The 26,971-nt window shown below is 40.6% G+C and carries 22 protein-coding genes and 2 pseudogenes; 10 read left to right on the top strand and 14 right to left on the bottom strand.

Annotated features, from left to right (window positions below):
- Positions 1–24 precede the first annotated feature (24 nt).
- From V7K49_RS23975 to V7K49_RS23965, 3 genes are all read left to right on the top strand, one after another.
- Positions 25–1,443 carry a DUF2157 domain-containing protein gene (locus V7K49_RS23975; RefSeq protein WP_334871174.1) on the top strand — a complete coding sequence of 473 codons (1,419 nt, stop codon included), beginning with the start codon at positions 25–27 and terminating at the stop codon, positions 1,441–1,443.
- Positions 1,444–1,649: 206 nt separating this feature from the next.
- Entirely contained in the window at positions 1,650–2,360 is a 711-nt protein-coding gene (locus tag V7K49_RS23970) for a GDYXXLXY domain-containing protein (RefSeq protein WP_335207818.1), read from the top strand.
- A gap of 403 nt (positions 2,361–2,763) precedes the next feature.
- On the top strand, positions 2,764–2,940 hold the full coding sequence (locus V7K49_RS23965) for a hypothetical protein (protein ID WP_334871176.1): 177 nt from the start codon (positions 2,764–2,766) through the stop codon (positions 2,938–2,940).
- 474 nt (positions 2,941–3,414) lie between these two features.
- On the opposite strand, the gene V7K49_RS23960 is transcribed toward V7K49_RS23965, so the two are convergent.
- From V7K49_RS23960 to V7K49_RS23950, 3 genes are all read right to left on the bottom strand, one after another.
- Positions 3,415–3,807 (bottom strand): hypothetical protein, encoded by a 393-nt coding sequence (locus tag V7K49_RS23960; protein ID WP_335207817.1) that lies wholly within the window; start codon positions 3,805–3,807, stop codon positions 3,415–3,417.
- 653 nt (positions 3,808–4,460) lie between these two features.
- Positions 4,461–5,345, bottom strand: a complete 885-nt coding sequence (locus V7K49_RS23955) for a metal ABC transporter permease (RefSeq protein ID WP_334871178.1) — start codon at positions 5,343–5,345, stop codon at positions 4,461–4,463.
- On the bottom strand, positions 5,345–6,073 hold the full coding sequence (locus V7K49_RS23950; RefSeq protein ID WP_335207816.1) for a metal ABC transporter ATP-binding protein: 729 nt from the start codon (positions 6,071–6,073) through the stop codon (positions 5,345–5,347). Before V7K49_RS23950 ends, V7K49_RS23955 begins: the two co-directional genes overlap by 1 nt.
- Before the next feature lie 54 nt (positions 6,074–6,127).
- Here V7K49_RS23950 and V7K49_RS23945 point away from each other — a divergent pair, with 54 nt between their 5' ends.
- Positions 6,128–7,147, top strand: coding sequence for a metal ABC transporter solute-binding protein, Zn/Mn family (locus tag V7K49_RS23945; protein ID WP_335207815.1), 1,020 nt, complete (start codon positions 6,128–6,130; stop codon positions 7,145–7,147).
- Positions 7,148–7,244: 97 nt separating this feature from the next.
- Here the strand turns inward: V7K49_RS23945 and V7K49_RS23940 are convergent, their stop codons facing one another.
- Complete coding sequence (locus V7K49_RS23940) at positions 7,245–7,652, bottom strand: universal stress protein (RefSeq protein ID WP_334871203.1); 408 nt, start codon at positions 7,650–7,652, stop codon at positions 7,245–7,247.
- 89 nt (positions 7,653–7,741) lie between these two features.
- Between V7K49_RS23940 and V7K49_RS23935 the strand changes: the two genes are divergently transcribed.
- From V7K49_RS23935 to V7K49_RS23925, 3 genes are all read left to right on the top strand, one after another.
- On the top strand, positions 7,742–8,944 hold the full coding sequence (locus tag V7K49_RS23935) for a phosphoglycerate kinase (RefSeq protein ID WP_335207814.1): 1,203 nt from the start codon (positions 7,742–7,744) through the stop codon (positions 8,942–8,944).
- Positions 8,945–9,010: 66 nt separating this feature from the next.
- A complete protein-coding gene (locus tag V7K49_RS23930; protein WP_335207813.1) occupies positions 9,011–9,628 on the top strand; it encodes an NUDIX hydrolase in 618 nt (205 codons plus the stop codon).
- 491 nt (positions 9,629–10,119) lie between these two features.
- On the top strand, positions 10,120–12,006 hold the full coding sequence (locus tag V7K49_RS23925; RefSeq protein ID WP_335207812.1) for a sensor histidine kinase: 1,887 nt from the start codon (positions 10,120–10,122) through the stop codon (positions 12,004–12,006).
- 62 nt (positions 12,007–12,068) lie between these two features.
- Here the strand turns inward: V7K49_RS23925 and V7K49_RS23920 are convergent, their stop codons facing one another.
- From V7K49_RS23920 to V7K49_RS23885, 8 genes are all read right to left on the bottom strand, one after another.
- Positions 12,069–12,746 (bottom strand): response regulator transcription factor, encoded by a 678-nt coding sequence (locus V7K49_RS23920; RefSeq protein ID WP_335207811.1) that lies wholly within the window; start codon positions 12,744–12,746, stop codon positions 12,069–12,071.
- 322 nt (positions 12,747–13,068) lie between these two features.
- Complete coding sequence (locus V7K49_RS23915) at positions 13,069–13,770, bottom strand: hypothetical protein (protein WP_335207810.1); 702 nt, start codon at positions 13,768–13,770, stop codon at positions 13,069–13,071.
- Positions 13,771–13,788: 18 nt separating this feature from the next.
- Positions 13,789–15,201: an HlyD family secretion protein gene (locus V7K49_RS23910; RefSeq protein ID WP_334871185.1), complete on the bottom strand. Its 1,413-nt coding sequence runs from the start codon at positions 15,199–15,201 to the stop codon at positions 13,789–13,791.
- A 24-nt stretch (positions 15,202–15,225) separates the two neighbouring features.
- A complete protein-coding gene (locus tag V7K49_RS23905) occupies positions 15,226–17,373 on the bottom strand; it encodes a peptidase domain-containing ABC transporter (RefSeq protein WP_335207809.1) in 2,148 nt (715 codons plus the stop codon).
- 208 nt (positions 17,374–17,581) lie between these two features.
- Positions 17,582–17,914: a CTB family bacteriocin gene (locus tag V7K49_RS23900; RefSeq protein WP_335207808.1), complete on the bottom strand. Its 333-nt coding sequence runs from the start codon at positions 17,912–17,914 to the stop codon at positions 17,582–17,584.
- A gap of 437 nt (positions 17,915–18,351) precedes the next feature.
- Positions 18,352–18,588, bottom strand: coding sequence for a CTB family bacteriocin (locus V7K49_RS23895; protein WP_335207806.1), 237 nt, complete (start codon positions 18,586–18,588; stop codon positions 18,352–18,354).
- A 166-nt stretch (positions 18,589–18,754) separates the two neighbouring features.
- The gene (locus tag V7K49_RS23890) at positions 18,755–18,991 is read right to left on the bottom strand and encodes a CTB family bacteriocin (protein ID WP_335207804.1); all 237 of its coding nucleotides are present in this window, start codon (positions 18,989–18,991) and stop codon (positions 18,755–18,757) included.
- Between the two features lie 147 nt (positions 18,992–19,138).
- Complete coding sequence (locus V7K49_RS23885; protein WP_335207802.1) at positions 19,139–19,375, bottom strand: CTB family bacteriocin; 237 nt, start codon at positions 19,373–19,375, stop codon at positions 19,139–19,141.
- A gap of 650 nt (positions 19,376–20,025) precedes the next feature.
- Between V7K49_RS23885 and V7K49_RS23880 the strand changes: the two genes are divergently transcribed.
- Entirely contained in the window at positions 20,026–20,895 is an 870-nt protein-coding gene (locus V7K49_RS23880) for a TauD/TfdA dioxygenase family protein (protein WP_335207800.1), read from the top strand.
- Positions 20,896–20,939: 44 nt separating this feature from the next.
- Here the strand turns inward: V7K49_RS23880 and V7K49_RS23875 are convergent, their stop codons facing one another.
- The gene (locus V7K49_RS23875) at positions 20,940–23,132 is read right to left on the bottom strand and encodes a serine/threonine-protein kinase (protein ID WP_335207799.1); all 2,193 of its coding nucleotides are present in this window, start codon (positions 23,130–23,132) and stop codon (positions 20,940–20,942) included.
- Between the two features lie 88 nt (positions 23,133–23,220).
- Entirely contained in the window at positions 23,221–24,903 is a 1,683-nt protein-coding gene (locus V7K49_RS23870) for a serine/threonine-protein kinase (RefSeq protein WP_335207797.1), read from the bottom strand.
- Between the two features lie 209 nt (positions 24,904–25,112).
- On the opposite strand from V7K49_RS23870, the pseudogene V7K49_RS23865 reads away from it, so the two are divergent.
- Together V7K49_RS23865 and V7K49_RS23860 are read left to right on the top strand one after the other, a co-directional pair.
- Positions 25,113–25,946: pseudogene (locus tag V7K49_RS23865) on the top strand (phenylacetate--CoA ligase family protein); the annotation flags it as partial.
- A gap of 148 nt (positions 25,947–26,094) precedes the next feature.
- Positions 26,095–26,775, top strand: a pseudogene (locus tag V7K49_RS23860) (phenylacetate--CoA ligase family protein); the annotation flags it as partial.
- Positions 26,776–26,971: the final 196 nt, after the last annotated feature.

Below are 26,971 nucleotides of genomic sequence, written 5' to 3'. Positions count from 1 at the left end.
TACCCCACTGCACCGGAGAAGGTCATGATCTTAGAGAATTTTCCGCAAAAATTACGCAAAGAAGCACAATTATGGAGGGATGAAGGATTAATTAGTTCTTCGCTGTATGAGCAATTAGCAGAACGTTATCACTTTAAAAACCTGGAATCTGCTGCACGCGATCGCAATAAAGCGATCGCGATTGCTGTAGGCGGCATCCTTTTATGCTTAGGCATAATTACCTTTGTAGCCGGAAACTGGCAGGGAGGGTCACGAGAAATCAAATTTATTCTGATGATGAGTTTGTTTTTTGCGATCGCTATCACTGGTTTTTACACCTGGAGACCACCTGAAGGAAAGAAGCCGCAACGAAGTAAACGCTTACTGGGAGAGGGGTTGCTAATTTTAAGCGCCTTCATTTTCGGTGCAAATTTACTGCTGATGGCCCAAATGTTCAATATTGCCGGTTCAACTTCCCAATTATTTCTCGCTTGGGGGTTGGGTGTTGTGGTGATGGCTTTCAGTTTGTCCTTAAATTCTTTAGGAATTCTGTCAATTGTCCTCGTGGAAATCGGGTATTGGACTGGACTAGAAGACTTGTGGTACACCTCAGGTGAGTTCACTTGGTCGCGGCTAGTAGTGCAGCATATGCCTTTGTTGGCATGGCTGGTGTTTGTTCCCTTAGCCTACTTCTGTCGATCGCGTTGGATTTTTGGTCTAGCAGCCTTTGTCTTTGCTAGTTCCTTACAAGCCAACCTCAATCCGCTGCCACTGCTGAATTATGTTGATATAGCCCCTTGGGTGGCATCTTTTGCTTTTGCACTCCCACCTGCATTATTCTGGAGTTATGATGATTTGCTGTTTCCAAGCATAAATTACAGGTTGTTTCAATCCCTGGCCCGTAATTTAGCGTTGGTAAGCTTCGGCATTGTCTTTTACATTCTCTCTTTTCGTTGGGTCTGGGAATCTCCAAATTATGGTTATAATCAGCCAACGAATGTGACAAACTTGTTCGAGTCTCTGCCGATCATCGATCTGGGGATTCTCAGCGGGTTGGCGGTATTGCAATGGTTGTTTCTACTGCGTCAAAGAAATAACCCTCCGCGCCGCGAAGTGATTTTCACAACTGCTATCATTGGTACTTTTCTTGCCTTTATTGTCATAATACCTTTTTGGCATCAAACTATCAGCCGGATTGATGAACTTGGTGTTTTTATTTTCAATGTACTTCTAGCAACATTAGCCTGGGGACTAATTCAAGAAGGATTGAAATTAAGCAACAGAAATTCCTTTTGGGGCGGTATGCTGTTATTAACAGTCCAAATTATCAGTCGCGTGCAAGAGTACGATACAGACTTACTTTTTAAGTCGCTGGTCTATGTCTTGTGCGGTTCTGCTTTAATTAGCGCTGGACTCTGGTTTGAACGCCGTTTACCTGGTGGTAGCTCTACAAGTAAGAAGTAGTGCAAAAGATGAAACAAGTCATACCAATTTTAAATTTTGAATTTTTGATTTTGGATTGAATAAAAAAATCTAAAATCTAAAATCTAAAATCTAAAATCCAAAATTCTGAAATCTCTGTGCGTCAAAATTTTTAAAGGTTCTCTGCGTCAGTCCTAATCTCGTTACTTTTGACCTCCTCAATCCCTCCGCTTTTTAGGACTACGCTCATGACTAATAGTTCTCCTGAATCTAAAAATAAAACCTTGTCTCCCGAAGCCGAATTCTCCAATAAGGTGACTTTTCGGGATTACTTGATTGCCAGTGAACAAAAATCGAATAAGCCTTTACCTTTTTGGCGGTTACTAGCTCCCCTGGCGCTACAAACAGGGCTAATTATGGCAGTACCAGCCCAAGCGGTTTATACAGACGTGACAGGTAAAACGGTGATTTTGCAAACCGTACCTGTAGACCCTAACAATGTGCTGGAAGGTAACACCTTAGCGTTAGATTACAACATATCCCGTACCGCAAATTTGAGCCGACTACCTGGTTGGCAAACATTAGTTAGCAGAGGCCGTGGAAGTGGCAGAAGATTGCCTGAAGGAACCAACATCTTCGTGACTTTGCAAGAGCAACTATCCTTTGGTCGCGGTGTTCCTAGAGCTTGGAGACCGTTACGAGTAAGTAGCGATTTTCCCACAACTCTTAGAGCCAATCAGGTAGCCTTGAAAGGTGTTTATCAGGATGGTTCTGTTAACTACGGCTTAGAAACGTATTACATAAAAGAAAACCAACGGCGGCAGATTACCAACGACTTACAAACCCAACGCGCCCGCAGAGGACAGCTACCACCCATTGTGGTGAAGGCGAAAGTAGATCCACAGGGGAAAGCAGTACCAGTTAGTATGTGGGTGCGCGATCGCAACTATCGCTTTTAAGCTGTTAGTAGATCACAAACTTTCGCAAGTTAACGAAAAATAAGGGTTTGTGCCCTGGTGAAGAAAGAGTATTCAGCATTGGTACTAGAGCGTAGACGCAAAGCGGCTTGTCGCCAGACATCGCTTTCAAGCAGCTAGTGGTATCGGCTGAAATACTGATTAATAGCTTGTTTGTTGATGTCAGGGTGTTTTGCTGAAATATCCATGTGGCAGCAATACGGTTAGGTTAAAATCCCCCACCTGCGGCGATCCCTTTAAAAGGGGGTAAAATTGACACTCCCCTCGTCTTTAGACGAGGGGATTCTAGCTTCACAGACGCAACTTGCTTAGACTGCCTTGCGGCAACCAAAGTAGCTGCGCTAACGTAATTAATATCTTAGAGTTCCTCCCACGGCAATTCTTAGTGAGACTGACTCTATACCCCAGCGATCGCTCCCAAGGTAATCAAAGTTTTCCAAAATGGCTTCATGTTGTCAACACCACAATTAGCCATAATTTTAGCCTTCCTTACATTAAATCTTCGTCCGAAATAGCGATCGCTTTGGATTCATACAAGGGGCTAATATTAGGGTGTTTATAACTTGCAATTAAGAGTGAATTCTGACGGTATAAATCTCAAATTAACTTAAACCGTTAAAATTCTGGAATTGTTCATGGTATATCTGTATTCCAAAATAAATTTACGCCGATCGCAAACTTCTCAATCCCAATGCTGAAAACAATAAAACTCATGCTACATCTACGGGAGCATCCCAAATGTGCAAATTTAATTTACATACAGGATTGTCACTTACCCAGGAGGATGAAAAAACGAACTACAAAGGACACAAAGGGAAGAAGATTTAAAAGGGTTTTTGCGTCAGTCCCGTATATTTTTGCTAAATTGGGATGCTCCCATATCTACTCTCTAGCCTTTCACTTTTTTGTTAAGAAAAATGTGACTAATGCATAGACAAAAGACAATTCCCCGTCGCGGCAACACATAACAGGGAATTGGTATTAGTCTTATTCTTAACAATCTTAAGCTGATGTTCAGAACTAAGTATATCTAACTTTAGGTGTTAGCAATACATTCTCGATTTTTCAAGTGCCCCCATATGTGTCTTACTTTTTCAGGTTTGAGAACAAATCCGTCATTAGTGATCAAGTAGTATCGTGTACCCTTTACAAAAACTGGTGTTGATGCCCACCCAGAAGTTATTATAACTTTATTAATGTTGTTATAGTACTCGCCAGAGCAGTATTTATCTGCTTTTTGCTGAGTGTCAATTTTAGTTTTAAAAAAACCTAATCCGGTTGTTTCAGGGATTTTCAACCAAGGGTGTTCATGGCGTGCATATTGAGCGTTTGCAATACCATTAGATAATTCTAGTAACAAGCTACTAATTACAACTGGTAATGTAATTTTCGCGAAAACTGAAAATTTAGAATCACAAACTACTTTCAAATATCCTAATCTGTTATTAAGCAGTTCTATTAAATATCATTAAAAGCTCATTTTATCAGTGCTAGAACGGATTATATCTGAATGCTTTAAACAATAGTATATAAAAGCATTTAAGCATTTTCATCAAGGAAAATACTAATTTTATATATGTTAATAGGGTAAGGAGTCTGTGAAATTACCGTTAGAAAAAATAATATCACAAAAATTTTTAATTATTTATTAACAGAAGACGAATTGTCCTTCACTTAGAGGATGTCTGAAAAGTAAGAAAGCCCACGTAACGATTACGAATTACGTTAGCGTAGCGGGGCGAAGCCCGTTAGTAATTACAAATTATGATGAGCCTGTTTGAATCACCCTCTGCGTGAAGCTCTTGAGCTAACGCTTAAAAGATTGTCAGTTGCTTTCCGACACTTTGCAACAGGGAGCATCCCAAAATGTGTAAAAACATAAATTCTCATTGCGTAGGCAAAGCCTTTGCGTAGGGTACGGAACGCAGTGTTCACCTTGGTCTTGTAGAGTTGCAAAGAAACCATAAAGTACAGATGAAGCGAATTGCTTCATTTGGCTTGGCTTCATTCGCAATTGACAAGTAACGATTTTGCTAAATTTGCTTGCATTGGGATGCTCCCAGGCGACAGAAATGCACTAGCTCACTTCGTCTTTTGAAATTTTAACTGGCTAAGAAGTTTAGCTCTTCGATCAGTCATTTCTGGTCTGGTCAAAATTCCTTGGGTAGGACTAAAAAATAATGCTAATAAAAATAGGACGGAAACAACTAAAACTATAGCTGCGCCTGATGGGACGTTCAAATAGTAACTAATATACATTCCAGTTACACTGCTAATTACACCAATAATTGCGCCTAATTGCATCATTTGGTGTAACTCTTTCACTAATAAATAAGCTGTAATTCCTGGCCCAATCAGCAGGGAAACAACTAATACTACACCTACAGTTTGCATACTAGCAATAATCGTCAGTGTGATAGCACCAGTTAAACCAAAATGAATCAAATTAATTGGTAAACCACTTGCTTGAGCGCCAAGTGGGTCAAATGTATAAAATAGCAATTCTTTGTAAAAAAGCTTTACTAAAAGCAAGACAATAACCGTAATAATTACAGTGCGCTTCACATCATCTGTAGTTACACCCAAGATATCGCCAAACAAAAATTCATGCAGGTCTAACTTACTTTTCAATAGGGTAATTAGCATGATACCCAAGGCTAAAAATCCCGAAAAAACTAACGCCATCGCTGCATCAACTTTGATCCGAGATTGGGATTGAATCCAACCAATTACAAAGGTGCTGAGAGTTCCAGAAATAAATGCACCGAAGAAAATATCAATACCCAAGAAAAAGGCTATAGCTAGTCCTGGTAAAACTGCATGAGCAATCACATCTCCTAGTAATCCCATGCGTTGAACGATCAGGTAAGTACCAACAACAGCGCAAAGAACACCCAACAGAATTGCTGTAACAAGTGCTCCACGCATAAATTCAAAACTTAGGGGTTCAATTAGCCAATTTAACATTAAACTACTTCCCTATTCAATATAAATACACTATCTCCATAGGCACGTTGAATATTATCTGCTGTCATCACTTCGTTCATGGAACCGTTGGCAATTATTTGTTTATTTAATAACAGTAATTGGTCACATTTTGTCAAAATTGTTCCCAAATCATGAGTGACCACTAATAAAATCTTGCCTTGAGATTTTAGTTCTTCAAACACATCAAACATTATGGCTTCTGTCTTTTTATCAACTCCGACAAATGGCTCATCGAAAAATAATAATTCGGCTTGTTGTGCTAAAGCTCTTGCTAAAAATACTCGCTGCTGCTGTCCGCCTGATAATTCTCCAATTTGACGCGATCGCAACTCTAACATCCCCACCCTTGCCAAAGCATCTTTAACTATTTCTTCAGAGGATCGTGAAGGTGCGCGAAACCAGCCAGTATGTACAGTCCGCGCCATCAGCACCACATGCCAAACTGTGATCGGGTAATCCCAGTCTATTTGCGATCGCTGTGGTACATACGCAACAGAACTTAATTGTTGTTTCAAAGCGCGATCGCGAAACTTCACAACTCCACTCGTAGTTGGTACTAAGCCCAAAATTGCCTTCACCATTGTGCTTTTACCAGCACCATTTGGGCCAATTACACCCACAATTTGTCCCGGTAAGGAGCGGAAACTCACATTCTCAACCGCCATCACTCCTCGGTAATTTACAGCTAAATGTTTAACCTCTAACATAAATTTACCATTTATATGATAATGATAATCACTATAACTAAAGCAATCAAATTTATGATATCTTACAAATTGCGATTAAAATCCCTAGCTGCTCTTGCCTTAACATGCGGAGTACTTGGATGTAGTCCGACATCACAGACCAGCCAATCGACTCCCACACCTGCTAATAATGTGGTGGCTCCCCAAACAGGTACTTCCCCTGTTCCAGAAGCCAGTGGGAAAGGCCCATTAGTAGTGGCCACCAATACCGTTGCTTGTGGCTTAACTAAAGAAATCGCAGGTGATACAATTGACCTTAAATGCTTAATCGATCCCGGTTCAGACCCGCACGTATACCAACCAAAGCCAGAGGATAGCAAAGCAATTGAGCAGGCTAAATTAATCCTCTACGGCGGTTACAATTTTGAACCTGGTTTAATCAAGTTAATTAAAGCTAGTTCAAATTCTGCTGCCAAGGTAGCTGTAGATGAAGTTGCAGTCCCCAAACCTCAGCAGTTTGAGGAGGATGGTAAAACTGTTACTGACCCCCATGTATGGCACAATGCCCAGAATGGGATAGCTATAGCTCAAACTATTTCCCAAGAATTAGCAAAGATAGCTCCAAATAATGCTGTAACTTATACCAGCAACACCCAAAAATTAACAAACGAAATCAGCCAGATAGACACCTGGATTAAATCAGAGATTGCCACAATTCCACCTAAGCAACGCAAATTAGTCACCACTCATGATGCTTTTGGTTACTATTCCAAAGCTTATGGAATTCCTCTTGAAGAGGCGCTAGGGGGCATTAGCACGGACGAAGCGCCGACACCGAAGCGAGTTGGTGCATTATCAAAAGATATTGAAAAAGAGGGTGTGCCGACAATTTTTGCAGAAACGACGATTAACCCGAAACTAATTCAAGCGGTAGCAAAAGAGGCAAAAGTTAAGGTTTCAGACCGAGAATTGTTTGCTGATGGTTTGGGAGAAAAGGGGACAGAGGGGGAAACTTACCAAGGAATGTTAATTGCCAATACACGCACGATTGTAGAAGGTTTAGGGGGCAAGTATACGGAGTTTAAGCCTAAATAAACAGAGTTAGGGACGCCGAATAGTTTGCCGTAGCGATCGCTGTCTTGGTGGATACGAGAGCGTGTATCTATAGTAGAAGCGATCGCGCCGATAAAACCTAAGGCACAATCAGCACTGGGCAAGGGGAAAGATTAATCACGCGAGTCGTGACACTATCATCAGCTCCCTCTTCAGTCAAACCTAGGCCCCGACAACCCATGATGATTAAATCGGCCCCCATTTCATCAGCGACATCGCAGATAGTAAAAGCTGGTTTGCCTTGCCTTTCCAGGATTTCGGATTTAATTCCTTGCCCAGAAAATAAAGATTGGGCACTCTCCAGCAGTTTGGCAACTACCTCTGGTGACATCATCGGATCTGCACTAGGTGCGTCTTTTGGTGGTTCTTCTACCACAGACAGCAGCACCAAGCGACTGCCGAACTTTTTGACTATGTTGGTCACCATATCAGCAGCTTCCCGTGTTTCCCTGCTTTGATCAATAGGAAATAGTACTGTCTTAAATATCTCTGTCACTTGGGTACCCCTGACTCCGGTAAAATCTTGATGGTTCTACTTTCAAAACAATAACAAAAAGGCAATCAGGAGAGTTTGGTGTGTCCAAAAAAAGTTTAGCAAGTTTATCTTCGGCTGATATATCTGGGAAACGTGCCTTAGTGCGGGTTGACTTTAATGTGCCTGTGGACGATCAAGGCAACATTACCGACGATACTCGCATTCGCGCCGCTCTACCAACCATCCAAGATTTGACGCAGAAGGGTGCTAAGGTCATTCTCGCCAGCCATTTTGGGCGTCCCAAGGGTGTGGATGACAAATTACGCCTAACTCCCGTTGCCAAGCGTCTCTCGGAGTTGTTGGGGCAAGAAGTCATTAAAACTGATGACTCCATTGGCGATGAAGTTGCAGCTAAAGTTGGCGCTTTACAAAATGGCCAAGTGCTGTTGTTAGAAAATGTGCGTTTTTACCCAGAAGAGGAGAAAAATGACCCAGAATTTGCGAAAAAATTGGCAGCTAATGCTGATTTTTATGTAAATGATGCTTTTGGTACTGCACACCGCGCCCATGCTTCTACTGAAGGTGTGACTAAATTCCTCAGCCCTTCTGTGGCTGGATATTTGGTTGAGAAGGAATTGGAATATCTGCAAAACGCCATTGAAAATCCCCAACGTCCTTTGGCGGCAATTATTGGCGGTTCCAAAGTTTCTAGTAAAATTGGCGTGATTGAAACGCTGCTGGAGAAGTGCGACAAGCTGATTATCGGCGGTGGGATGATTTTCACGTTCTACAAAGCCCGTGGTTTGAATGTCGGTAAGTCGTTGGTGGAAGAAGACAAGCTAGAACTAGCAAAATCTTTGGAAGCGAAGGCTAAGGAACGGGGCGTTACCTTCTTGTTACCCACGGACATAGTATCAGCAGATAAGTTTGCTGCCGATGCGAATGCGACAACTGTCAGCATTGAGAACATCCCCGATGATGGTATGGGTTTGGATATTGGCCCAGACTCGGTGAAAGTTTTCCAAGAAGCCCTTGCAGATACCAAAACGGTAATTTGGAACGGGCCGATGGGTGTGTTTGAGTTTGATAAGTTTGCGGTAGGTACGGAAGCAATCGCTCATACCCTCGCCGAAATTAGCAAAACTGGTACAACCACCATAATTGGCGGCGGTGACTCAGTAGCGGCTGTGGAAAAGGTTGGTTTAGCCGACCAAATGAGCCACATCTCCACCGGCGGCGGCGCTAGCTTGGAGTTACTTGAAGGCAAGGTATTGCCTGGAATTGCAGCTTTAGATGATGCTTAATAGCCATTTTTAGAATTATGTAGAGACGTTACATGTAACGTCTCTACATTAAATAGGGAAAAAACTGTGGAAACTAAATGGCTGGAATGGGCACAAAAGTTACAAGCGATCGCTCAAAATGGTCTAACCTATTCTGAAGGCCCTTTTGATATCGAACGCTACAAACAATTACGAGCGATCGCCACAGAAATGATGGCGACTTACTCAAATGTAGAACACAGCTATGTCCTCGATTTGTTTAGCCGTGAAGTCGGATATGCAACTCCCAAAGTTGATGTGCGGGCAGCAATTTTTCGTGATGATACTATATTGTTAGTCAAGGAAAGAGCCGACGGCTGTTGGACTTTACCTGGTGGATGGGCTGATGTCGGCGAGTCTCCCAGTGAGGTAGTTGTGAAAGAAGTATATGAAGAATCTGGATATCAAGCACGCGCTATCAAACTACTAGCAGTCTATGACAGAGACAAACAGGGACATCCACCATTCCCGTTTTATGTCTATAAGCTATTTTTTAAGTGTGAACTTATTGGTGGTTCTCCATCATCAAGTATTGAAACTGAAGAAGTAGGTTTTTTCCCTGAAGATGCGTTACCAGAACTTTCTCTCGGACGTGTGACATCAGCGCAAATCACGCGACTTTTTCAACATTACCGCCAACCAGATTTACCAACAGACTTTGATTAGTAGCCGCTTTTGCCGATCTGTTTGCAAAAATCAAATAGGATTCCTATATATTTATAAAAAAAATAGTTGAGTAATCTTCAAAAATAAAAAGCACTAATTGTGTTCAGTTTACTTAACTTAACCTGATTAAATTCAAAGCTATTGTCTACAATTTCAACCCTATGGAATCACAAGTATACGAAGACCAGCTATACAAGAAATTAAAATTTTATGAAGACTACTCAGCAATTGAAGATGTGATGAAGACCACTAAGTAAATCTGACATACCCAGGAACTTTGTGATTTGATGGAAATAAGAAATATATCACGCAAGTGTCGCTTTCACTGACAGTATTTTAAAGAAATTACTGATAGTACAAGTAAAGCAATCAATTTGTGTCTTCAAGGTTATTCTTAGGACTCTCAAATGATAATAATTAGTTTTAAATCTAAATTACTAAACGCTATTATAGCTGCTACCGCTGCATTCCCCAGATGAAGGCGGACGTTTATGAAGCCTGAACTTTGGAGAACAATTAAAGAGGAAATTTCTATTTGGCGTGTAGGTACATTACCAGGCATTGCAGTGATTGGGCTGGTGATGATTGCTCGGATCACTGGTTTAATGCAATCTTTAGAGTGGCTGGCTTTTGACAATTTTCTCCGACTACGCCCCGATGAACCTAGAGATGAGCAAATTGTAATTGTGGGGATTAATGAAGATGATATCAGCACTCGCACAGATTTTTCCCTATCAGATCACGACTTGGCACAGTTGCTGTTGAAATTGCAGAGTTATAAACCAAGAGTTATTGGTCTTGATATTTATCGGGATTTACCAGTTAATCCTGGTCATACTGAATTAGTTACAGTTTTTCAAAGTTTCAAAAATTTAATTGTTACTGAAAAAGTATTACCTGATGAAATTGTCCCACCACCAGCATTGTCAACTGAACAGGCTGGTTTTGCCGATCAAATTATAGATAGCGATGGCAAATTAAGGCGTAGCCTGTTAAGTACACCAACAACTAAAGGTTACAAGTCATCTTTATCTCTAAGTCTGGCAGCAGTATATTTAGGTAATCATGGTATTAGTATAGAAAACGGTATTCGCGATCGCGCTGCTATCAGGTTCGGGAAGACTGAAATACCCCGGTTTTTCGCTAATTCCGGAGGATATGTCCGAACTGATGCAGGTGGAGTTCAGGTACTACTCAATTTTCGTAGTGGTCGAAAACAATTTAGAACTTTATCTTTGTATGATCTCAAAAGCGATAAATTTAATCCAGACTGGATACGCGATCGCATTGTCATTATTGGGATAACTTCCCCCAGTTGTAAAGACTTTATCCCTACTTCAGCGATTGAATCTATTGAACCTGCACCAGAGCGAGTTTATAGAGTAGAAATTCAAGCACATGCTGTTAGCCAAATTATTAGCGCGGTGCTTAACTCTAGACCACTCTTAAATACTTGGCAAGATGGATGGGAATATATATGGATTTTGGCTTGGGGTTTAGTTGGAATTGCCATTGCTAGGTTCACTAAATCACCTCTGATTAGTCTATTAGTTGTTGGTGTCGCTAGCTGTAGCCTGTTGGTCTTTTGTTATTTACTCCTGACTTGGGGTTGGTGGGTTCCGCTGATCCCGACACTCGTTGTTTTAGCTTTAAATGGTATGAAAATCACAGCTTTATATCAACACGAGCAAGCTTTGCGTTCTGGAATTAGAGCCAGAGAAGCTCTCATTGAACGCATATTTGCAAAAATTCATAATGGCCCACTGCAAAGCCTAGCTAAAGTTTTGAAACTAGTTCGAGACAAGGATTTACCAATGAATGACTTGCTATTAGAACTAGAAAAAGAGCTTGAAAAATTGAACCACGAGTTACGGGGAATTTATGAATTTTTGCAACGAGAACCTATCGACCAAGAAACTAGTCTTTATTTAGGCAAAAATCTCGTGCTAAATTTGCGAGACCCTCTTCATGAAATTCTCTATCAAGTTTATAACTCTACCTTAGAGCGAGAGTTTCCCTGTTTTAAAACTATCAAAGTTAAAATCAGAGCTTTTGAACCTCTAAATGAACGAGCCTTGAATATTGAACAAAAGCAGGGTCTCTGTCTATTTTTGGAAGAAGCTTTATGCAATGTGGGCAAACATGCTACAGGAGTCACCCGTCTCGAAGTTACTTGCTCTTCATCTGAAGGCTGGTACACTCTAAGCATTATCGATGACGGCTTAGGGGTGAATTCATCTAGAGAAGGTTGGGGAACACAACAGTTTAGAAATTTAGCTCGACAATTAAAAGGGAAATTTCGGAGAGTACCCCTTTCTCTTAGAGGTACTCTTTGTGAGTTATCTTGGCCAATAGTTAAAAAATCAAGCTATTTTTAGACTTTTGACTATTGCTCGGATTAACATAAATTCTCAAATAATTGATTAATTATTAATAATAATTAATCAATTAGTCCTTCTTCTCTAGCTCGCATTTCAGTTTGAATTCTGATATTTTTTCCCTCTTCAGGATAAACATTTAAAGCGTCTTGTAGCTTACTCCAGTAATGACGCACCATCCGTTCAGATATACATATACGTTCAGCAATTGTTTTATCTTGCAATCCTTCCTCAAATGCTAAAGTCAGCACCCTGAGCCACTCTGGTTTAACTTCTAATACAGAATGTATTCCTTTAATATCTTTTGTATGAGTTAAGCCCTGTAACGCCCAATCAATCCTGGTCAACATTTCCTGAGTCGATAGGCTTTTATCCGCGACTGTAAAGCCTCCTTTATGACTATCAATATCAAGTCTAATCCTTACCAGGGTTCTCACATTAGCACTTTGGACAACAATATTTAAGTTGGGATAGTTTTTCGTCAGAGTTCTTAGAAGTTGAACCCCTATATCAGGTCGGGCTGTCATTCCAGAGTTATCTGGGATAGAAAGATCCATTACAACCATATCTGGCTGTGAGGTAGTAATTTCATGAAGAGCGTTCTTAGCATTTACCGCAATGATGAATTCAGCGTCAGGGTAATGCTTTTGCAATACATTAACAGTTCCAGCTAAAACTGATTCGTGGTCATCAATTACTAAAATCTTTAACATTTTTTTGTCTTTTAAATCTTGTTTCATAATTAACAACCCCCTGATTAAGTCGTAATTTAACTAATCCACAAACTGTGATAATTGGCTGAGTATATAGATTACGAGCCAACTAAAATATTTTACTGACAATATAAAATGTTTTTACTATTTATTTGGAAATTTTTAAACAAGTATTAGATTATGATCATATTACTTATTATACTGTTTTTATGTCTATTTAAAAAAAAGTATAACTATTACTTCTTGACAAATTGTTTATGATTTTAACCTGTCAAGGATGAGTAACTACTGAACCAGAGACTTTACACCTTTATAAATTTTCCCATCCACTTAATTATCGCAATAATTCTTACCAATAAAAGTGACAAGTAATGCTTAGATTATCTTTCCGATAAAAGCATTTACCTGAAGTTAAAAATCGAAAACTTTTGCAAAGATACTCTAATTCTCTTAAATTAGAAGAAAAAATAATTGTAGATGACTCAGGATATGTAATTTTTACCATTAGCTGACCGATATTTTTATGTTGTTTTAAACTGATAAAAATTGATATAGGAACCGAAGTATTCGGCAAAGTTAATATTAGTAGTTCTTCTAAAGATTTTAAAACTATCAAACTCCGTTCAGCTTGCTCATATCGCCAGTAGGGTGGTATATCAAAATGGAAACAAAGGTGGGAATTTGATGTTAACCATTGTTCTAATAGGCACTCAATAGCCAACGGTAGGCTATCTTGAATATATGCCGGAAATAAGCGATCGCTCAATTGCACTAAAGCGTGATGAAAATTATCAGCTTGTTTTAGGTATTCTTGGATTTTGTTGATTGTTAGATTTAGGTTGTCTTGTGCCAATAAATCCAAGCTGCGACGGATTGTGAAGGATTCTTGTAATAAACCTTCGTGAATTTTACTTGCTTCTAGAAATAGTTTGAGAGATTGTCTATAAGACCACCATTGTAATGCTTCCTGAGTTTTATAATAAGTTTTCAAATACATTATCAATGTCAGGACATAGATAGTTAAAAGTGTAATTTGTCCGTAAAGTTTCATAACCACATACTTATATCCTCATAAATCAGTAACTAACCTAGCCTTTCTCAACATAAATTGCAGTGCTGTCTCTTCTTTTGAAATAATGTCAGCTTTGGCTTCCATCCCAGATTGGATATGACACAGGCGATCGCCATTGCCAAATATCATTATTTCAGGTTGAATAGTGGCTTCAAAGTAGCTATTTCCAGGGGTTGGAGAACCTGATATGGGGCTTTCTGCATTGTTACTTTTAGACGTAATTGTATCGGGAGAAACAGCCGTGACCACACCTTTGAGAGTGCCATAATCAGGATAAGGACAAGCATCAATTCGCAATTGCACTTTTTGACCAACTGCGACATTTTTAATTTCCTGAGTAGGGATAACTGCTTTAACAACTAGAGGAGCATTATTAGGAGCAATTTCAGCAATAGCTTCGCTAGCACGTAGCACTTGGCCGGGGTTACGTAAATTGAGCTTGAGAATGATACCATTACTACTTGCTCGCAGAATAGTATCTTGTAATTGACTAATTACTTGTAAAAGTTCTTTATGAGATTGTCCGAGTTGGTTTTGCATTTCCACTCGCCGCTGAATTAAAGCTTGTTTTTCCTTTTTTAAAATAGCGATGCTGACTTCACCTCTAGCAAATTCTTGGGCAATGCGATCTTGAGCGATTGCAACTGTGGCAGTGGTAGGATTAACAGCACCTAAAGCTACTTGCACTTTAGCTTTAGCAATATCAATAGCTTTTTTTTCAGCTTCAAGTATGGCTTTAGTTTGGATAACAACTAGCTTTTTCTGCTCAAATTCGCGCTTACCAATTGCGCCAACCTGCGCCAACTGCTCATAGCGATCGCGATCCACCTCAGCAAAGCTTAAATCAGCTTCGGCTTTTTGCAATTCTGCTTGGGATTTTTGCAAACTTGCTTGTGCTGCTAGTAATTCGCTGCTGGTGGTAATTTGTCGCTCTTGATATTCCCGTTGATTACGTGCTAAATCTGCTTGAGCAGAGGCCACAGTTCGTTCTGCTACTGTTGCTTCAGCGACAATTTGAGTATCTAAAATCTTAATTTGGGCATCAATTTGAATTATTTGTAACCTGATTTGTTGAATATTATCTTTTAATTGACTCTGTTTGATTTGCAGTTGTTCGTCATCTAAGCGAGCGATCGCATCTCCCTGTTTGACTAATTGATTTTCTTTCACAAAAATATCTTTAACAGTCCCTTCAATTTTCGGTTGCACTAACCGAATTTCTCCTGTAGGACGCACTACTGCTCCTGCTTTCACCGTCACATTATACTTTACCCATGAGCAGAGACTAATTCCAGCACTAAGACTTCCAACCAGGAAAATTCCTGCTAAAGATGTCCAACGACTTACAGGAGGAAGAAACTCTTCACTTTGCACTGATGGCAGAAGTTTTTTACTATCTGTGTAGAGCATAATTATCTGAATATATGTTAATAATTAAGAATTTAAAAATTCCAAATGCTCTCCAGGTTGGAAGCGCAACTCATTTAAAGAACCTTGAGTTTTTAACTTGCCTTGATCTAGAAGAACTATCCAATCAGCACGATTAACTACCTTAGGACGGTGAGTAATCAAAATGGTAGTTTTACCTTGGCGATGCTTAAACAATTTATCTAAAACTTGCGCCTCACTTACTGGATCAAGTCCACCAGTAGATTCATCCAAAATAAGAATTGGTGGATCTGTGACAATGGCTCTTGCTATTGCTAATCGTTGGCGTTGTCCACCAGAAATATTTGCCCCAAACTCCCCTAAAACAGTTTGATATGTATTAGGTAGCTTACTAATAAATTCATCAGCTTCTGCCACTTGACAAGCTCTCACAATCTCTTCAAACGTGACTTGGGGAGCACCTAAGCGAAAGTTTTCTACAATCGACCGACTCCAAAAATGAGGTTCTTGGGGAACAAGAACCACCTGTTGTCGGAGACATTCAAGAGACAGGTCTTGAAGGTTATAAAGTCCAATCCGAATATTCCCAGATTGCAGTGGATATAACCCAGCAATAAGTTTAGCTAAAGTGCTTTTACCACAACCAGATTTGCCGATTAATGCAATATTTTTCCCACCAGGAATTATTAAAGAAAAGTCATCTACTAAATCTAGACGACCAGCATAATGAAAATTAACATTTTTACAAATAATGTCAGCGTCCCCTCCAATCTTGGCGTAAGGCTTTATCTCGTCACCCTCATTTTCTGAGGTAGCATCTATGACTTCTGTTAGACGTTGTGTAGCAGTTTTTGCACGAGTAAATTCCTCAACAAAGCTGATTAAAGTAGCAAATAAGCCCAGAAAATTACCATTCATTGAGTTGAAGGCAAATAGTTGCCCGATACTCAGGTTTTCTGCTGGGTTAATTACCAAATTGCCACCAAACCAAAGCAAAATAACGCCACCAACTCCCGAAACCAAGCCAGAAAAAGTATTATTAATGATCCCAATGTGTATTGTGCGATATGTAATGTTAGCAAGACGACCAAATCGACTTTGTAATTCCTCCCAAAATTGCGACCCAGATGTAGTGGTTTTGAGAGTTAGTGCGCCTTTAAAAGTTTCTACTAAAACCCCTTGTGTTTCTGCTTCCTGAACTAAAAGCTCACGAGTTTTTTGCTGCAAAGTTGGCTGGAAGACTACTGTCGATAAGCTCATCACTATAGCGATGAATACAGCTACCACAGTAAGTTTCCAGCTATAAAAAGCCATGAATCCAAAAGAAATCAAGGCAATAAAAAATTGGCTAGGTAAACCAACAACAACTTGAGCAACTAACTGATTAATTTGGTCGATATCTTGCAGACGGCTAACAATTTCACCACTGCGACGGGCTTCGTAGTATGAGAGAGGTAATCGGAGAATTTGCCGCCCAAATTCTAGCACTAACCCCAATTGCAGACGTTGGGCAAAGTGAGCAATTAAATTAGACTGCACAAAGGACAGACTACGGGAAATAAAATTCATTACTATCACAGCGATCGCTACAGTAGTAAGTAACTTTGTATCACCTCTAACCAGCACATCGTCAGTCAAAATTTGCATCAAAAAAGGGGAAGCTAAAGATAGCAATCCCAACATCAGGTTAAGAGGTAAGGCTTGAGCTAAAATAGCACGATAAATCCAGACGCGCTTGAAGAAACGCCAAAATCCACCTAGTTTTTCATCTTCTTGAGCAAAAAACTTTACATCTGGCTCCAGTAAAAGCATCAACCAATCTGTACAACCTTCGGCTATCTCTTTTTTAGAAAGATAACGGATACCTACAGCCGGATCAGCAACTAAACATTTTTGACCTTTCTTACCATATAAAACAACCCAGTGATTACCTTTCCAGTGAATAATTGCAGGTAGTGGTGCTTCTTTAATTCGGTTTAAAAATTCTGGTGAAGTTTTAACTGGACGAGCATTGAAACCAAGTATTTCTGCTCCTCTCTTTAACCCTAATAAAGTAGTGCCGAACTGCCCAGTACCTACAGCTTCACGGATGCGACTGAGAGTAAAAGTCCGTCCATAATATTTAGAAATAGCAGCAAGGCAAGCAGCCCCACAGTCTTCTTCACTATGCTGTTTAACAAATTGGTATTTCATAGGTAAATTACCTTAGATAATGACAACTTTAAGCTAATAATGTTGTCAATCTGTTGGGATAGTTTTTGATAATTGGAGTGCGATCAACTGATATAGAACTCATCTCGGATTTTTGAACAAGATTTCAGATAAAACTCTCATAAAACGGTTTTTTCAGTCTCAGTATGTTTTCAAAAATCAAACCGGAGTCCTATAAAATCTTTGAGGATTAACCTAGAAGAGACATCATGCTAAACAACATATTAAGTAAACCAGAGTTGCCCCTCGCTGACCTACGCCCCCGTTGTTGACTACCTAGACTGAATCCAAAGGTAATTTGTGAGAACCTATATCCAGTTTGTTGAATAGAAGAAATACTACCATTACTACCAGATACATTAATTGCACTACTAGCAAAAGTTTCTATATCTGTTTTTTGGAAGAACAAATTTTCAAAATCTAATCCTGAAGAAAGGTAACGTCCACCAGAGATAGTTTCTTGTTGTTGTGCTGATAAATCAAGAAATAATTCAGAAACTTCCGGTTTGATATCCTTAGACATAGTTATTATGTTTGTAAAAGGAGAATATAGATAATTTATGATCAGGCATAATTTAAACCCCATAAATAAATTTTAGGGGTTTAAAACAAGGATACCTTTTTTCTTACGCTTCGCGTCTTGAAAAAAAATCTTTTTACCCAATTCAAGAAATCAATTTAGGGGCTTTAACCCATTTCGTAGAGGGCAAAATATATATTTGATTCCTTCTGCCTTCTTTTTGTAAAAGCATTAATTGGACACAAAAGTTTAGAATCTAAAATGCAGTTAGCTTTCAGTAATTTATGGAACCATAATTAATTGTATGTCCCTAAAAATTTAATATATAGCTGATTGCTAACTGCTATCATAAGAAGCTAGGGAAAGATAGGGGAGCGCTGATTACTCCCCTTGGTAACGCCTTTAGACACGATGATACTGGTCGCTATCTATTGCATAAACTAGGAAACTGCTGCCAAAAATGAAGAACTTGTTTGAATAGTTGATAGGATCGTTTTTTGCACGCCACCAGCTAATATGTTGCTGCCGCCAACACCAGACGCACTACCTACTGGCAAGATGTTTTCAGTTTGGCTAAACAGGCTAGAATATAGGGTACTAAAGTTGATAACCGCTGCACCACCTGCTACAACTTCTTGTTGTTCAGCAGATAAATCGGTAAATAGTTCGTGTGACATAGTTGAAAACTTCCTTGATTTGATTTGAGTTGAATAATCTCGAAAATTGAGATCCTGAATTAAAACATTAGTTGACCAAGAACCTAGGGAAAGATAGGGAAGCGCTGATGACTCCCCTTCGTAACGCGTTGAGAGACATGATACTCGTCGCGATCTATTGGATAAACTAGGAAACTAATGCCGTAAAGAAAGAACCTGTTTCAATAGTTTGTCGGATTGTTTTTTGCACACCACCAGCTGAGATAACGCTGCCGCCAGGACCAGACATACTACCTACTGGTGCGATGCTTTCAGTTTGGTGAAACAGGCTAGAATATACGGTACTAAAGTCAATAAGCGCTAGACCACCTGCTACAACTTCTTGTTGTTCAGCAGATAAATCAGTAAATAGTTCGTGTGACATAGTTGAAAACTTCCTTGATTTTTTTGAGTTGAATAATCTCGAAAATTGAGATCCTGAATTAAAACATCAGTTGACTTCAAATGACTGAATAAGGTAAACCTTTAGCTAGTTTAGCTAGCTTAAAGGTTATTCAATACATGGAATTAGTTAGGCAACTAATCCGAACAATGTATTATATGTTTGGAGACTATCTAGAACTGATTTGCTTACACCCAAAGAAACTATAGAGCTACCAGTAGGACCTGAAGTAGCTGCGACTGGCCCAATACTTTCAGATAGTTGGGAGACGCGCTTATAGAAGGTTTCCAAGCTAAGAACTTCTACACCACCAGCTACGCTTTCTTGTTGCTCTTCGGTTACATCGATAAACAAATTGTCAGACATAATTACCAACCTTTAATTTTGAGTTGAATTGATTTTCAGCTATTTAGTTGAGTGCCTTTGTTTGGTGTATCAACCCTTCGCTTAATCAATACAATAAGTTAAAGCACTGAGGTTGTCATTTCCAGTTTCCGCAAACTTAATTACCAGATTGAGAAAACTAGATTTCACAATTACGCCACTACTATTTCCGAAAAATACATAGAGAGCAATTGCCCTGAAACTATAGCAATCCGATTTGATTGTGTGAAAAAATTTAACTATATGTAGGGTGCGTTAGAACAGAGTCCGTAACGCACCAAAGTCTTCGGACGGTGCCGTACTTTCGTCTAAGACAACGCCAGTTGCTACAACGGATAGCGTAGCGTAAAGCCCTCTCTTCTCCCTACAGCCCTTCCCTAACGGGACGCCTTGCGGTGAACAGGCATTCTACGGCAGGCGCTAGCCTCTGGCAATGTCAGAAGGGGAGACGCTACGCGTAGCTTGCTTCCAGGGGTACGGGAAGCCACAACTCTACAAGACGCTTCGCGAACGTGTCTACGTGTCCTCAGTACAACATTTTTTTACTTGCCAACTTTTTGAGGTACAATACTACTACACAAATTTCCTAAATAATTGACTAGATAGTTTGCTCCAGAAATAGTTGCATAGCAATGACTCCAATAACTAAACACCAACAAAGACTCGGAGTTGAAGTCCTGCGGGGTTGCAATCTTAGCTACCTCACAAATCTAGAGTCGCGTGAATTAAAGGAATTACTTTGGAAACACGGCGTTGTGGTAGTTAGACAGCAACACCTCACCGCAAAGCAGTTAGAAGAATTTGCCAGAAAGACTTTTGGTGACTTAATGTTTGGCTATTCCAAAACCAAAACATTAGATCCTGATATCAGCCCAGACCTCCAAAGCCAATGTGTGAATGTTTTGGGTAATCCCAAAGGGCTTACTCAACCAGCAGTAGGAAAGATTGCTTGGGAATGGCATCATGATAAAGATGGCCTTCCCCGCACAGAGGGACTAGATATGAACGCACTATATGTTGTCATGCTTTATGGTGTGGAAGTGCCTGCCGAAGGTGTAAATGGGCAGCCTCACACCACAGAATTCCTCGACATGATAGAGGCTTATAATAATTTAGATCATCAACATCAGCAGCAGTTAGAGCAGATGGCGATGTATCATTCACCACCAATGTTTTCTAAGAGTACCAATGTAGAGACTGATATACCGAGGAAAGTACATCCCATTGTGTCTACTCACAAAGTCACTGGTAAAAAGGGATTATATCTAGGTTCGGACACTGCGATCGCAGTTGGTATGGAAGATAGACCAGAGCAAGCAAAACGTTTCTGGCAGGATTTGTTTAGGACTGTTCTAGCTTGCACACCAGTCTATTCCCATATTTGGCAGCCAGGAGATATTATTTTTTGGGACAACTCACAGGTAATGCACAGAGGTGTACCCTATGAAGCAACGAATTACAAGCGAATTGCGTTGCGTTTAGGTGTAGTGGATCAGACATAATTTTTATCTCACGTAGAGATGCTCCAGACGCAGAAGATAACTCTCTACTGAGGCGTTGTCTCCTGCGTCGGTGTCGGTGTCGGTGTAGGAATGGCGGTTTCTGTAGGAGTTGGTCTAGGTGTAGGAATTGGCGTAGATGTGGGAGTTGGTCTAGGTGTAGGAATTGGCGTAGATGTGGGAGTTGGCGCGGGTGTTTCAGTGGGCGTTGGTGTAGGCGATGGGGGAGGGGTGGGATTTTCTGCTGTAATGCTGAGTTGATAATCTATTGGTTTCGATGCTGTGGAAACCACGACAAATTCGTAAAATCCTTTTTCTGGTAATTTAGTTGATAAACTACGCTGGGTAGAATCTTCTAAAAATTGGATTTTACCAGAGGGTGAATAGACTGATAACAAAACTTGGGAATTTGCTTGTAGCTTCAAGTCCAGAGATTGCTCTTTGGCAAGTCCAGCAATGAATACTTTACCACCACCAGGTTGGAGAGTACCGTTGACTGTTTTGCTGATAGCGCCCGGTTCAAAGACAAGTTTCTCAAAAGCGCTACCGCCGAGGATAGCACTGAGTTTATCGCTAACAAAACCGTACCAAACTTGTCCAATCGGCTGATTTCGGAAATTTTTACCACCCTGCTCAGGGAATATATTTAAAAAAGCAGCATTTCCCAAATCATACAAAGAACGACTACCAACGTTGATTTTGTTAACTTCCACTTTCCAGCGATCGCGTTCAGCAGTTGTGTAAGTTCCCAGTTGTTGGCGTGTATTGGCACTTAATGGCACTAGCTTTTCCAGCAATTCTGAGCCTGTTTTATCCCATTCTGCCCGCAAACCCTCATCTTCAGGGCCATCGCTGAGAGTGCGTCCCCGTAAACTGGGATTTCTTTCCCAAAAAACTTCATTAACCAAGTTAATGTAAAACTTCTCATTTATACCCAACTGTTGACGGCGATCGCTTAATCTTTCTTTGCGTTGCCGTTCTGCTGGTGAATATTGCGCTAAGGGATCGGTTGGCTGATCGCTGGTTGGAATTGGGCTGGCTGTAGGAGTAGGTTTGACTTCCCCGACATCGCGCCTGCTATTCACTCCCCACCAAAGTAATCCAACAGTACCAGCTACTACCGCCGCCACAAGGAAAGTTTTTGTTGGTGTCCACCAGCTTGTGGGTTGAGGAGATGGGAGAGATGAGGGGTATGAGCGAGATGGGGGAGGTGGGGAGATGGCAACGGTGGCGGATGTGGGTTCTGGTGCAGTGGGATATTGAGTTGGGGGAAAGTTAGCTGGGGGCGGGTTGAGGGTTTGGAGGACTTGACGGGCTGATTGATAGCGATCGCTTGGTCTGGTAGATAGCATTTTATCTAATACCTGTGCCAAAAGCGGACTCAGGCTTACTTCCCGTCGCCACTGCCAGGTAAGATTGTAGTTATCAATTAATTCTTGGGGTTGTTTCCCTGTCAATAAAACCAGCATTGTTGCTGCCAAAGCATATAAGTCGCTGTGGGGAGACACTAACCCAGTTTGCATCTGTTCTGGGGGAGCAAATCCTACTTTACCCAATAGGGTTGGTGACGGGGAAGATGCAACTACGCCGGGTTGGTAATATTCGGAAGCAACGGTTGCTACTACTTGTTTGACACCGCCAAAATCAATTAATACTGGCAGTTTGTCAACAGTGCGAAGCATTAAATTATCTGGAGAAATATCTCGATGAATTACTCCTAGTGAGTGGATGTATTCCAACACTGGCAAAATTGAAAGCAACAATTGGCGTACTTCCGCCTCTGTAAAGCGCAAACCCTGCTGTATCCGGGCATTTAACAACGAGTTGTAAGTTTCCCCTTCGACATAATCTTGCACCAAAAACAGATATTCTTTGCCCCCTAAGTTCATGCGAAGCAGTTCCCGGAAGCGGGGAATTTGAGGATGTTGCAGTTTATAGAGAACACTCGCTTCTCTCTCAAACAGTTCTTCAGCTTTTTGGACAATGTAAGCGGTTTGAACTTGGGGGGAAAATTCTTTTAAAACACAAAGTTCGCGGAAACGGTTGACATCTTCAGCTAAATAAGTGCGTCCAAAGCCACCTTGGCCAATTTGACGCACAATTATATAGCGATCGCCTAAAGTTAGTCCCGGTTGAATACCATAACTCATGGGCGTATCCAACAATTTTTCACCACACTGGAGACAAAAGCGACTACCTGGGGAATTTTCATGTCCTTTAGAACAATAGATTGAATTCATTGGAAAGTTAGGAGTTAAGAGCGGAGCCGGAGACGCTCCGCCTCCGGTTAGGAGTTAATTCATAACTCATCACTTATAACTCCTAACTCTATTTTTGTACTTTACTGACTTGATCAGCTGCGATCGCATACCAAATTTGACCAAAAGTCTGTTGATTCAGTTTCCCACGCTGCTGACCAGGAAACAACCGATCAAATTTTTCATTTGTCTCTTTGTTGAGTTGATCAATTGTATAGTTCCCGAATTGCCCTGATCGCGCTTGTCGTCTCCATGTTTCGTAATCTTGTGCAGTATATTTACCCAGTTTTCGACGAGCCGCTGTACTGAGGTTAGCCTGTTCTAGTTTATTCAATAAATCGTCAGCAATACCAGACCATTCATCTCGTAAACCAGCGTCTTCAGGTTTAGATGTCAGGCTACGTCCCTTTAATTCTGGTTTTTTTGTATAAAATAAATTATCTACAAAGGGAATAAAAAATCCTTCAGTAATTTCTAGCTGTTGGCGACGACTGGCAATTTCCTGGAGGTCACTATTTTTTCCTTTGTCGCTGACTGGTTTACTGCGCGGATTTGGAAACTGTGGAATTTGCGGTAATGAAATTGATGGGATGGTAATTGAAGTTACGCTTTGAATGACTGCATTTGCCACCGCCAAAGTTAATCCAACTAAAGCTGTTCCCCCTAAACTGATCACAAAAGGGCGAATCCAAACAGGCCAAGATATCGGTTTAGCGATCGCTTGGGTTTTGCTTTGGAATCCACTCACAACAGCACTGACGCGTTGTCTTCCCGGAGCAACTACCATCGTCTTGATTTTGGCGCTAATATAATTACCTGTGGGTTTAGTAGCAGTTGGCGATGGTAAATCTTTGAGGATTTGCTCGGCTCGTTGATAGCGATCGCTCGGTTTATAAGCCAGCATCTTTTTTAACACCGCTTCCAGTTGGGGACTAACTTGAATTTCCTTTGCCCATCCCCAAATTCCCTGATAGCTGTCGTATAATTTTTGCGGTTCTTTCCCCGTGAGTAACACCAATGATGTTACCGCCAAAGAATATAAATCACTACTTAGAAATACTTTCCCCTGCCGTAGCTGTTCTTCTGGAGCGTAGCCCTTTTTACCCAGCAAAGTGTTATTTCCAACCAACCTAGTCTGCCAAAAACCTTGATAAGCTGGTAATTGCTTGACACCACCAAAATCAATCAGCACTGGCAGATGATCAGAACGCCGCCAAATCAGATTATCAGGAGTGATATCACGGTGAACCACATCTTGTGAGTGGATGTAGGATAACACAGGTAAAATCTGTTGCAGTAGGGTGATTACTTCCTCTTCACTGAAGGTCTTTCCTTGACTCTGACGCTGTTCTAATAATTGGTAGTAATTGTCACCATCCACATAATCTTGCACCAGAAAGAAAAAATCTTTAGTGCCTATCTTTACTTGTAGCGAGGCGTGAAAATGCGGAATCTGTGGATGCTGGAGTTTTTTTAGAACATTTGCTTCTCGCTCAAATAACTCTTTAGCTTTTTGTAAATCTTGCTGTTCTTGTACTTGGGGTGCAAATTCCTTCAGCACACATATTTGATGGGATTTACTTCTATCCTCCGCCAAATAGGTGCGTCCAAAGCCGCCCTGCCCTAAATGACGGATAATTTGATAGCGATTATCCACCACCTGTCCCACAGCAAGAGGTAATGGCTCACCACAATGGATACAAAAGCGGTTACTACCATTATTTGTGTGTTGTTGACTGCAATAGAGCTGCATGGTGCTGAAGGATAAATTAAGGTTTTATTGATTGACTACAACGCGCATACCCTCATTCTCGGATATTTTAGGAAATGTTAAAAGCAGGGTGTTCCTAGATGAAATCCGTGTTGCTAAGAATCACTGGGGTTTTGGGGTATTAGATAACAGCTAAAATACTGGCAGCAAGTAACGGTGTTGGTTCTACTTCAGGATAAACAACAAACGTCATGAACTGCAAATCACAACAGCAGCGAGCAATTAAAGCATTTGAAGATTTTTTGTCTACCCCCTTAGAAACGCTACTGCAACGGCATCTCAACACTCAAACTTCGGCAGCTTTGAGTTTATTTCACGATGTGGCGGCTAATGTACCAGCCTACAAGGCTTTTTTAGCAGAAAGGGAAATTAATCCGGCGACTATTCAAACCTTGGAGGAGTTTCAAAAACTCCCAGAGATCGCTAAACAAAATTATATACTGCGTTATCCTTTAGCTGACTTGTGCCGCAATGGGCAACTCCAAGCGTGCGACATGATAGCTGCTTCATCCGGTTCTAGTGGAAAACCGACATTTTGGCCCCGTTTTTTCACAGATGAACTCCAAATCGCCACACGCTTTGAACAGATTTTTCACGATAGTTTCTATGCAGATACTCGACGTACCCTAGCAGTGATTTGTTTCACTTTAGGCACTTGGGTAGGTGGAATATTCACTACTAATTGCTGTCGTTATCTTGCTAGCAAAGGTTATCCCATTACTGTAATTACTCCTGGTAATAACAAAGAAGAAATTTTGCGAGTTGTCCAAGAACTAGGTTCAGCTTTTGAGCAAGTGGTGTTATTGGGATATCCACCATTTTTAAAAGATGTGATTGATACTGGTATCGCCCGTAGTGTGGAGTGGCAACAATATCAGATTAAATTAGTGATGGCGGGAGAAGTATTTAGTGAAGAATGGCGGAGTTTAGTTGGCGAAAGAGTTGGTTCACAAAATGCTTGCTATGATTTTGCATCACTTTACGGCACTGCGGATGCGGGAGTTTTGGGTAATGAAACACCGTTAGGTGATTTCTGATGAAAAAAATACCTATGTTGACGAGTTTCGACTTCTCTGCGAGACGCTACGCGAACGCTCAACTCTCGATTACTCAGTTGGTTGAGCGAAGTCGAAACCAACGGCTATGGTAATTTTATTACTAGAATTCACCTTAAGTATCTGCATTCGCCGTTTTTTGGCAAAAAATCCCGATGCAGCTAGAGCTTTATTTGGGGAATCGCGTTTACCCACACTAGTACAGTATGATCCTTGCAGTCGCTTTTTTGAAGTTGAAGATGGCGGATTGCTGTTTTCTGGAGATAACGGTATTCCCTTAGTACGTTATGACATCTTGGATACTGGCGGAATAATTAGTTATGATGCCATGCTGCAATTTTTAGCAGAATGGGGATTTAACCCGCTCGAAAATCTCCGTTCTGACACTCAACAATCACCTAGAGGTATTCATCACCTACCTTTCGTTTATGTCTTCGGTCGTTCTAATTTTACAGTTTCCTACTTTGGTGCAAATATCTATCCAGAAAATGTGACGGTGGGATTAGAGCAACCAGTAATTCAAGAATGGGTGACAGGTAAATTCGTATTGCAGGTGCAGGAAGATGCTGACAAAAATCGATTTTTATCGGTGGTTGTGGAGTTAGCACCAAGAGTAGAGGGTAGTGAAGAGAAAAAAGAAGCGATCGCATCTTCTATTCTTTCACAATTGCTACGCCTCAATAGCGAGTTTGCTAATTATGTTCCCGCAGAATATCAAACACCACAAGTTACATTAGCCCCAATGGGTGATTTTGAATATTTTCCTATTGGAGTGAAACATCGTTATACCCGTCAATAGGGAATAGGAAATAGTTTTCAGTTAGATGTAAATCCCTTAATATTAGTGATTCTGCCTGTTAATCAGAAATTGCTACTGTTAATCTAACTGCGAACTTACCTTAAATAAGGCATCCAAAATTTCTAAAAACATAATTTGTCATTAATCATGTATAAATAATGATAACTACTATAAATAGGGAGTCAGGGTACAGGCG

It is taken from the genome of Nostoc sp., from assembly GCF_036919675.1.
Lineage (GTDB): Bacteria > Cyanobacteriota > Cyanobacteriia > Cyanobacteriales > Nostocaceae > Nostoc.
Note: the sequence above shows the minus strand (reverse complement) of the source record. Positions and strands in the feature narration are given on the sequence as shown.

Bases quoted from the DNA above. Each gene is read 5' to 3' on its own strand.
- V7K49_RS23975 (WP_334871174.1), top strand. From the start codon at position 25: ATGATCTTAGAGAATTTTCCGCAAAAATTACGCAAAGAAGCACAATTA.
- V7K49_RS23970 (WP_335207818.1), top strand. From the start codon at position 1,650: ATGACTAATAGTTCTCCTGAATCTAAAAATAAAACCTTGTCTCCCGAA.
- V7K49_RS23955 (WP_334871178.1), bottom strand. From the start codon at position 5,345: ATGTTAAATTGGCTAATTGAACCCCTAAGTTTTGAATTTATGCGTGGA.
- V7K49_RS23950 (WP_335207816.1), bottom strand. From the start codon at position 6,073: ATGTTAGAGGTTAAACATTTAGCTGTAAATTACCGAGGAGTGATGGCG.
- V7K49_RS23945 (WP_335207815.1), top strand. From the start codon at position 6,128: ATGATATCTTACAAATTGCGATTAAAATCCCTAGCTGCTCTTGCCTTA.
- V7K49_RS23925 (WP_335207812.1), top strand. From the start codon at position 10,120: ATGAAGCCTGAACTTTGGAGAACAATTAAAGAGGAAATTTCTATTTGG.
- V7K49_RS23920 (WP_335207811.1), bottom strand. From the start codon at position 12,746: ATGAAACAAGATTTAAAAGACAAAAAAATGTTAAAGATTTTAGTAATT.
- V7K49_RS23915 (WP_335207810.1), bottom strand. From the start codon at position 13,770: ATGAAACTTTACGGACAAATTACACTTTTAACTATCTATGTCCTGACA.
- V7K49_RS23910 (WP_334871185.1), bottom strand. From the start codon at position 15,201: ATGCTCTACACAGATAGTAAAAAACTTCTGCCATCAGTGCAAAGTGAA.
- V7K49_RS23905 (WP_335207809.1), bottom strand. From the start codon at position 17,373: ATGAAATACCAATTTGTTAAACAGCATAGTGAAGAAGACTGTGGGGCT.
- V7K49_RS23900 (WP_335207808.1), bottom strand. From the start codon at position 17,914: ATGTCTAAGGATATCAAACCGGAAGTTTCTGAATTATTTCTTGATTTA.
- V7K49_RS23895 (WP_335207806.1), bottom strand. From the start codon at position 18,588: ATGTCACACGAACTATTTACCGATTTATCTGCTGAACAACAAGAAGTT.
- V7K49_RS23890 (WP_335207804.1), bottom strand. From the start codon at position 18,991: ATGTCACACGAACTATTTACTGATTTATCTGCTGAACAACAAGAAGTT.
- V7K49_RS23885 (WP_335207802.1), bottom strand. From the start codon at position 19,375: ATGTCTGACAATTTGTTTATCGATGTAACCGAAGAGCAACAAGAAAGC.
- V7K49_RS23880 (WP_335207800.1), top strand. From the start codon at position 20,026: ATGACTCCAATAACTAAACACCAACAAAGACTCGGAGTTGAAGTCCTG.
- V7K49_RS23875 (WP_335207799.1), bottom strand. From the start codon at position 23,132: ATGAATTCAATCTATTGTTCTAAAGGACATGAAAATTCCCCAGGTAGT.
- V7K49_RS23870 (WP_335207797.1), bottom strand. From the start codon at position 24,903: ATGCAGCTCTATTGCAGTCAACAACACACAAATAATGGTAGTAACCGC.